Genomic DNA, 7635 nt, shown 5'->3' on the forward strand with positions numbered 1-7635 from the left:
ACAATAAACCGTATGTATCAATGATGAACACAACTTCATGCAGCCACAATCGACAAATAAAGTTACAATTGTCAGGTTTAACCACTTTAAAATACGGTTATACTTTACACAACTAAAGCGATGAATATAAAAGGAAGTGGTTATGTCAGGCACTACAATGATAGTACTTATTGTACTTATTTCGGTTGGCTCTGGGGTTATTTACGATATGTACAAAAAGCACCTTGAGTTTAAACACAAAATGCAAGATAGCAACCACGATGCGAATAAACAGCTTGCCGAGGTAAGTGCGCAAGTGGTTGCTTTAAAAGAGCGCGTGCAAACGCTTGAGGCCATAGTGACAGATTCAAGCTACACCACAAAAGAAGAAATTAACCGCCTTTAAAAACGATATAAATGAGCGTTTTCTGGCTGCTCTATGCCATGAGCAGCTAAAAACCCATCAATAGCTTGGCCGCAGCCCTGCGGGGCACGAGAGCTATCTATTTCAAAATTAAGTTTATTAGCATGTTGTTTGCCAAGTGAACACAAGCCCAAGACTTTAGGCGAGCGCATTGCGACACTAAGCTCCCCTATTTTTTCTACACAGTTGTGTTTACTAAATCGGGCAAACCCTTGGTATTTAAATTGCTCACTCACATACCCATTACTTATATCAACCAGCGCATTGATAAGGCTATGTAAAAAGCTATTTTCGCTGCTATCACTGGTTAAAAATGCAAAAGTTTTGTTATTAAATTCAGCAAGCTGGCAAGTGTTGCAGTGTAATTTTAAGGTGTATAAACACTGCTGCGAGCTTATTTGCTGCATAGCACTTAGCGATACCTTAGCACTTGCAAATACCACCCGTTTTAATAACTGTTCAATAGTATGTCTTTGCCCGGTGCCCGGCGGTGCATGCGCAGTAACGAGCTCTGCATTTTGTGCCATAACCGGTAGATCATGATGATTATTAAACGGGGTGCTGGTTGTATTATCGCTGTGAGTAAGTTGAAACAACTCTCTTACTTCGTGCTCTCGCGCTATTTTAAGCGCTAAAAACGCTGTTTGAATAAGTTCTGAGGTCGGTAAGTTATCCTCTACTATCCAGCGCCTACCAAACAGGAGCTTTTTGTCGGTGCCCTCGCCCGCATAACTACTGGTTTTGTAGTTATCGGGGCTAAGTACGGCGACTTGCAAATAAAGTTGTTCATTTTTTTGCGCAGCAAGCACCCTAAAGTGCGCCGAAAAATCAATATCTTCAAGCACCTGATTAACGCTTGATAAGGTGTGTTTATAGCGTAAAAAATGCTGTGGAACTATCCAGCTTTTATTCGCAAGTTGCACTAATGGCGCATACGAAATTGGTTGCTCGTAACTGTTTTGCCACTTTTGCTCTGCACTGAGTAACGGCTCAATGCGACTTTTTTTATCTGACATACGTAAACCAAATAAGCTCGCGCAAGGCGATATAATCTATGTTGATATTACGTTTTAGCGCCTTAAATTAGATCACACAATTAGCCCTAAATAAGTCATTTTTAAGCGCCGCTAAGGTTTTTATAATCTGTTATAACTTTTTGATAATAAAGCTCATCTTTATTAAGCATATTATTATAATGAGTGAGTAACTGTTTAAGGTATTGCCTGTGCAATGCATTGTTTAAATCCCACATGCTGTTGCCAGTAGATGTAAGCAATGTGGCGCTACGTTGACTTACCTCTATAAGCTCATAATAGCGGTTGTTTTCAGTGATCAATTGCTCGCTTTCAAGGCCAAAGCCTAATTTGGCCAAGCCACTGCGCAAATGATAAGTATGGTGTATAGGACAAACTATAAAGCGGGTGCTTGCCACTGATGCAGCGCAATTGTTTTTAATAATGCCGGCGACAAGTTTTAGCATTAATTCGCCGCCAACTCCGGCGATAACCACGGTATTTAATTCATTAGGAACCAGTTTTATTTCTCTAACATTTTGGCAAAATACTTCGTATTGCACATCACTTGGCAGTGTTTGGCTAATATTTACTAGGTGCTCGCTCAGCTCTGCCATTATTTTATCTACCACATCAACAAAATTAACCTGTTTTGCAGCGCGGCGCTTTAATAGTGCAATGCCTAAGTAACCATGGTCACAGCAGCAATCCCAAATAACATCTACTGGGTTAGTAATTAACGCATTAATTGCGTTTAAACGCTTACTCAGTTTCATTTAAGTTAAAGTGTGCGCCGTTTTATAAACTAACGCTTTTAGGCTTTTATTACTGTCTACTTCGACAAAACGGGCTGTGGGTGCAAGGCGCTCAACAAATTCTATTGCGCCTTGGGTGTGCTCGTTGATTAAAGCCTTAAACGCATCTTCGCTAAGCTCTGGGCTATTAGCGCATAATAAAAGCTGTGTGGTTTCGCACAAAAGTTCTGGTAATCTGCGCAGTACCTTTTGATAATCTTTAGTTAGAATAAAGCTGCCCTTTTGAAAGCTTGGCGGGTCTACAATAATTAAATCAAACGGCGCTGCTTTTTTTAATTTACCAAACGACTTTAAAATATCATGAGGTAAAAAACTCACTCCACGCTCAAAACCGTTGAGTTGATGGTTTTGCTTACCAACTTTAAGTACGCCTTTGCTCATATCCATGTTCATTACATGATCAGCCCCGCCTTGCATTGCCGCAAGTGAAAACCCACAGGTGTATGAAAACAAATTAAGTACTTTTGCATGTTTACTATTGGCAGAAACAAACTCACGTCCGCTGCGCATATCGGGAAAAATTCCGGTATTTTGGCGGCTTGTTAAATCCACTAAAAAACTGATGCCGTTTTCTTTTACCACATGTGGCGAGGGAAGATTGCCATGCACTAAACGATTATTGCTTTGTACACCCGCGCGCTGTTGATACACAAGCCCAGTAATAAGCTCGGGGTGATGCTGCTGCGCCCATGTCCAAAGGGTATTGGTCAGTGTATTTAACGTGGCGTCGTCAATTTCATCATACGAAATTAAAAATAAGCTCGGCGGGTAAAAATCTAAATTAATATGACTTAGCGATGCCACGCTATGCCCGCGGCCATGGAATACGCGGCATAGTTCGTTTTGTAGTAATGGCGCATCTTCAAGCGCACTTATTAGAGGCGAAAAATCGGGTGTCATTTAGTTAATCAACTGTTGTTGTAGTTCGTGTATTTCGTCGCGTACCGACGCGGCTTTTTCAAATTCAAGATCGCTGGCATAAGCATGCATTTTGCTTTCAAGCTGTTTAATTTGTGTGGCAATTTCTTTAGCACTGAGTATTTTTTTAGACTCTTTACGCACTAGTTTAAGATTATCTTGTGGTGCGGCTTCTTCGCCCACATCCATAATATCGGTGATCTTTTTAACCAAGGCTTGTGGCTCAATGCCGTGCTCTATGTTGTAGGCATGCTGTTTTTCACGACGGCGCTGCGTTTCGCTAATCGCTTTGTCCATCGATTTAGTTACTTTATCGGCGTATAAAATGGCGCGCCCGTCGAGGTGACGTGCAGCACGACCAATGGTTTGAATAAGCGAACGTGCTGAGCGTAAAAAGCCTTCTTTATCGGCATCTAAAATGGCAACTAGCGCCACTTCTGGCATATCTAAGCCTTCTCGTAATAAGTTAATACCCACTAACACATCAAACACACCGGCGCGTAAATCACGAATTATTTCAACGCGCTCTACGGTGTCTATGTCTGAGTGCAGGTAACGTACTTTTACATTGTGCTCGCTTAAGTAATCTGTTAAATCCTCAGACATGCGCTTGGTAAGCGTAGTTACCAGTACTCGCTCACCTTTTTCTACACATTTATAAATTTCTGAGAGTAAATCATCTACTTGGGTGCTTACAGGGCGTATTTCTATTTCTGGGTCTAACAGGCCTGTTGGGCGTATAACTTGTTCAGCTACTTCGCCTGCGCTGCGCTCTAATTCAAAATCACCCGGCGTTGCCGATACATAAATAGTTTGCGGTGCTATGGCTTCAAATTCTTCAAACCTAAGTGGGCGGTTATCCATTGCCGATGGCATTCTAAAGCCATATTCAACTAGGTTTTCTTTACGGCTTCTGTCGCCTTTATACATGGCACCAATTTGCGACACAGTGACGTGCGATTCATCAATTATCATTAATGCATCGTCAGGGAGGTAATCAAGCAATGTGGGTGGTGGATCGCCCGGGGTACGCCCCGATAAATAACGGCTGTAGTTTTCTATGCCCGAACAATAACCAAGCTCGGTCATCATTTCTATGTCGTATTGGGTACGCTGCGCTATGCGCTGCTCTTCTACCAATTTATTGGCACTTAGTAGTTGTGCTCTGCGCTCTTTAAGTTCGGCTTTTATTTTTTCTATGGCATCAAGAATTTTTTCGCGAGGCGTTACGTAGTGCGTTTTAGGGTAAATAGTGGCACGAACTATGTGTTTTTCAACCGCACCGGTAAGGGGGTCAAAAATACTGAGGCGCTCTATTTCGTCATCAAACATTTCTACACGCACTGCATAGGTGTCTGACTCGGCCGGGAATATATCTATTACTTCGCCACGCACACGATAAGTACCACGGCTAAAGTCAATGTCGTTACGAGTATATTGCAGCTCAGCTAAGCGGCGTAGCATATCCCGTTGGTCGACCTGCTCGCCTACTTTTAAAAGCAGCATCATTTTCATGTATGAGTCGGGGTCGCCCAAACCATAAATAGCCGACACAGAGGCCACTATTATGGTATCGCGTCGCTCAAGCAGTGCCTTAGTAGCACTTAAACGCATTTGTTCTATGTGCTCATTAATAGAGGCGTCTTTTTCTATAAACGTATCGCTGGCAACCACGTAGGCTTCTGGCTGGTAGTAATCGTAGTAAGATACAAAATACTCAACTGCATTATTAGGAAAAAACTCTTTCATTTCTCCATACAACTGCGCGGCTAACGTTTTATTATGCGCCATTATTATTGTTGGGCGATTTAAATCACTAATAATATTGGCCATGGTAAATGTTTTACCTGTACCTGTGGCACCGAGTAAGGTTTGATGCGCAAGCCCGGCTTCTAAGCCTTCTTCAAGCTGTTTAATCGCTGTGGGTTGATCGCCCGCGGGTTTAAATTGTGACTTTAGCTCAAAGTGATCACTCATTCATTTACTCCGTTACCGTGTTACTACATATTGCATCTAGTTCTTTTACAAACCATTTGTACGCGACTAACCCTGTGAATACATTACCGATCGCAGCGCCAATAAATAAACCAATCAAGCCACCTAGCATACTGCCTACATAAGCAAAAGGCAGGTAAAAAACAAACAAACGAATAATACTTAAAAACAATGCATTCATAGGTTTGTGTAAAGCATTAAACGATGAATTTGATAAAATGATCACCCCTTGAAAACCATAACTTAGTGGTATGGTGTATATAAAGAGCTTAATAACATCGATTACAGCCTGTTCTTTACCAAATAATTGGCTTATTACCCCTGAAAGCGCAATGAGTAAAATATAAATAGCAAATTGCCATATCATCACAAATTTAAGCGTACCAATGTACGCCTCTTTTACGCGGCCTAATTTACCCGCCCCAAAGTTTTGGCTAACAAAAGGAGGCAATGTCATCGACAAAGCCAGCACTAAAATACTGGCAATTGATTCAATACGGCTGCCCACACCAAAAGCGGCAACCGCTTCGGGTCCATGATTAGCAACGAGTGCGGTCATTACAGCCATTGCCACTGGGGTAAGCATGTTAGCCCCCGCTGCGGGTAAGCCGATTTTAAGCACTTTTGTTATTGCACTTAGCGCTGTTTGATTACCCGCTTTTAAGCTCAATAGTCGTTTTTTAACGCCCAACACGTATAGAATAATAACAACAGCAACGCCCCAAGCGATAACACTGGCAATAGCGGCACCTTGAATGCCTAAAGCCGGTATTGGGCCCCAGCCAAATATTAAAATAGGATCGAGTATGGCGTTAATTAGCCCTGCCCCACCCATTACTATACTAGGGGTTTTAGTATCGCCACTGGCACGTAATACCGAATTACCTATCATGGGGGTGATTAAAAATACGCTACCAATAAACCAAATATTCATATACTCATGAATAAGTGGCAGCACTAATTGTCCGGCTCCCAATAAAGTGAATATTGGGTCTATTAGTAAATATCCAACAAACGAAAGTAAAATAACTAGTAGTAGCGCTACAATAAGCGACACACTGGCATCAAAGCGCGCTTCTTCAATTTTATTACTGCCCAAAGCTTTAGCTATAACCGCTGATGTGCCAATACCTAAACCTATGGCCAGGCTTATTACCGTAAAGGTTACCGGAAACGTAAAGCTTACCGCCGCAAGGGGCTCTGTGCCCAACATACTAATAAAAAATGTATCAACAATGTTGAACATCATTAGTGTGATCATGCCAAAGATCATCGGAATGGTCATTTTCTTTAATGTAGGCAAGATGGGATCGTTAAGTAAATCTGGGCGTGACTGAGAATGTGAAGTTTCGCGCATGGAATAAATAAGCCTCTTTTACTGAGCTTGCCATTTTAAAGCATCATAGCAATTCAAGCCACGGATTTATCAATGGATTTTGTACTATTAATAAAGCAGCAATATAAAAATTAGGTAAAGTCGAACTTTTATGCATTTGTAGATAAATACACTCTTAGAGCACTAAAAAACAATAAGTGAACATTTTTATCACTTTTTTAACATTACCTCCTGCTAATTCGCTGAATTTTTACACAGCGCAGTATTAATCATTATTGCAATAAATTAATTTACTCATCACCGCATGGTAATTCAGTATGTATTTATAAGCCTATGTTTTTAAATGTAATAAAAAAATTGATTTAAAAGCTTGAAATCGTTGTAGTGCCCATAAACTCTGGTCGGAACACTGTTCTTAAAGTTTCATAAACAGAGTTATCCACAGAAACCGTGGATAACTCAGTCCAGCCCGCATTTATAAAGGCTTGCACGCTGACTATAATTTAGCTCTCGCTTCCATTTTGCTAAATGCTAAAGTTAAAAACTTATCAATGCTTGCAAACAAAAAATTAAGATAAGCAAAATTTTGCCTCGGATGCCTCCATATATCACTTATTTATCTTAGTTAATTATTTAGCAACTTATTGATAGTTTTGTTTTTGTGTAGCTTTTCAAAATAAACTACTAAGAAACGTGTTTACTCGATTGGCTATGTTAAAACACTGCAGTAGAAGAAAAACCCATTACTGGATTTTTAAAAAACTTCTGCTAGCTAAATTTATACTTGCCTTTATGACAATAGGATTAAATACAAATTTACTAATTAGCTGCGATAACTTTTACTTCACTGGCATTTTTTACACATAAATTAAACAATCACTAATTCATGAGCGCTGTTTTTTTCGTATTGATGTAAGTTTAAATACAGATTTATCTCTATGATTTGCATAAATAGAGTTATAAAATGCGCAGATCGAACATAAAAACAACGAATAAACCACTTTTTTAAATTTATGACTTTTATATGTTGACACTTTGCGGCTCCATCATTAATATTTCGCCCCGTTGAAAGGCATGACGCTTCCCCCTTAGCTCAGTTGGTTAGAGCGACGGACTGTTAATCCGCAGGTCCCCCGTTCGAGTCGGGGAGGGGGT

Annotated in this window: 6 protein-coding genes; 1 reads left to right on the plus strand and 5 read right to left on the minus strand. The window is 40.6% G+C overall.

Annotated features, from left to right (window positions below):
• Positions 1 to 142 precede the first annotated feature (142 nt).
• Complete coding sequence (locus CWC16_RS13080) at positions 143 to 385, plus strand: hypothetical protein (RefSeq protein ID WP_138541834.1); 243 nt, start codon at positions 143 to 145, stop codon at positions 383 to 385.
• Here the strand turns inward: CWC16_RS13080 and CWC16_RS13085 are convergent.
• From CWC16_RS13085 to CWC16_RS13105, 5 genes are all read right to left on the minus strand, one after another.
• On the minus strand, positions 382 to 1419 hold the full coding sequence (locus CWC16_RS13085; protein ID WP_138541835.1) for a DEAD/DEAH box helicase family protein: 1038 nt from the start codon (positions 1417 to 1419) through the stop codon (positions 382 to 384). The two genes, CWC16_RS13080 and CWC16_RS13085, sit on opposite strands and share 4 nt — an antisense overlap.
• Before the next feature lie 101 nt (positions 1420 to 1520).
• Complete coding sequence (locus tag CWC16_RS13090; protein WP_138541836.1) at positions 1521 to 2192, minus strand: tRNA (adenine(22)-N(1))-methyltransferase; 672 nt, start codon at positions 2190 to 2192, stop codon at positions 1521 to 1523.
• Positions 2193 to 3131 (minus strand): class I SAM-dependent methyltransferase, encoded by a 939-nt coding sequence (locus CWC16_RS13095; RefSeq protein WP_055016301.1) that lies wholly within the window; start codon positions 3129 to 3131, stop codon positions 2193 to 2195.
• Positions 3132 to 5126 (minus strand): excinuclease ABC subunit UvrB, encoded by a 1995-nt coding sequence (uvrB, locus tag CWC16_RS13100; RefSeq protein ID WP_138541837.1) that lies wholly within the window; start codon positions 5124 to 5126, stop codon positions 3132 to 3134.
• A 4-nt stretch (positions 5127 to 5130) separates the two neighbouring features.
• Complete coding sequence (locus tag CWC16_RS13105) at positions 5131 to 6501, minus strand: MATE family efflux transporter (RefSeq protein WP_138541838.1); 1371 nt, start codon at positions 6499 to 6501, stop codon at positions 5131 to 5133.
• Positions 6502 to 7635: the final 1134 nt, after the last annotated feature.

The sequence above is a fragment of the Pseudoalteromonas sp. S3776 genome (assembly GCF_005886915.1).
Taxonomy (GTDB): domain Bacteria; phylum Pseudomonadota; class Gammaproteobacteria; order Enterobacterales; family Alteromonadaceae; genus Pseudoalteromonas.

What these genes read in the sequence shown, in the direction of transcription:
- CWC16_RS13080 (WP_138541834.1), top strand. Translation starts at nt 143, where the DNA reads ATGTCAGGCACTACAATGATAGTACTTATTGTACTTATTTCGGTTGGC.
- CWC16_RS13085 (WP_138541835.1), bottom strand. Translation starts at nt 1,419, where the DNA reads ATGTCAGATAAAAAAAGTCGCATTGAGCCGTTACTCAGTGCAGAGCAA.
- CWC16_RS13090 (WP_138541836.1), bottom strand. Translation starts at nt 2,192, where the DNA reads ATGAAACTGAGTAAGCGTTTAAACGCAATTAATGCGTTAATTACTAAC.
- CWC16_RS13095 (WP_055016301.1), bottom strand. Translation starts at nt 3,131, where the DNA reads ATGACACCCGATTTTTCGCCTCTAATAAGTGCGCTTGAAGATGCGCCA.
- uvrB (WP_138541837.1), bottom strand. Translation starts at nt 5,126, where the DNA reads ATGAGTGATCACTTTGAGCTAAAGTCACAATTTAAACCCGCGGGCGAT.
- CWC16_RS13105 (WP_138541838.1), bottom strand. Translation starts at nt 6,501, where the DNA reads ATGCGCGAAACTTCACATTCTCAGTCACGCCCAGATTTACTTAACGAT.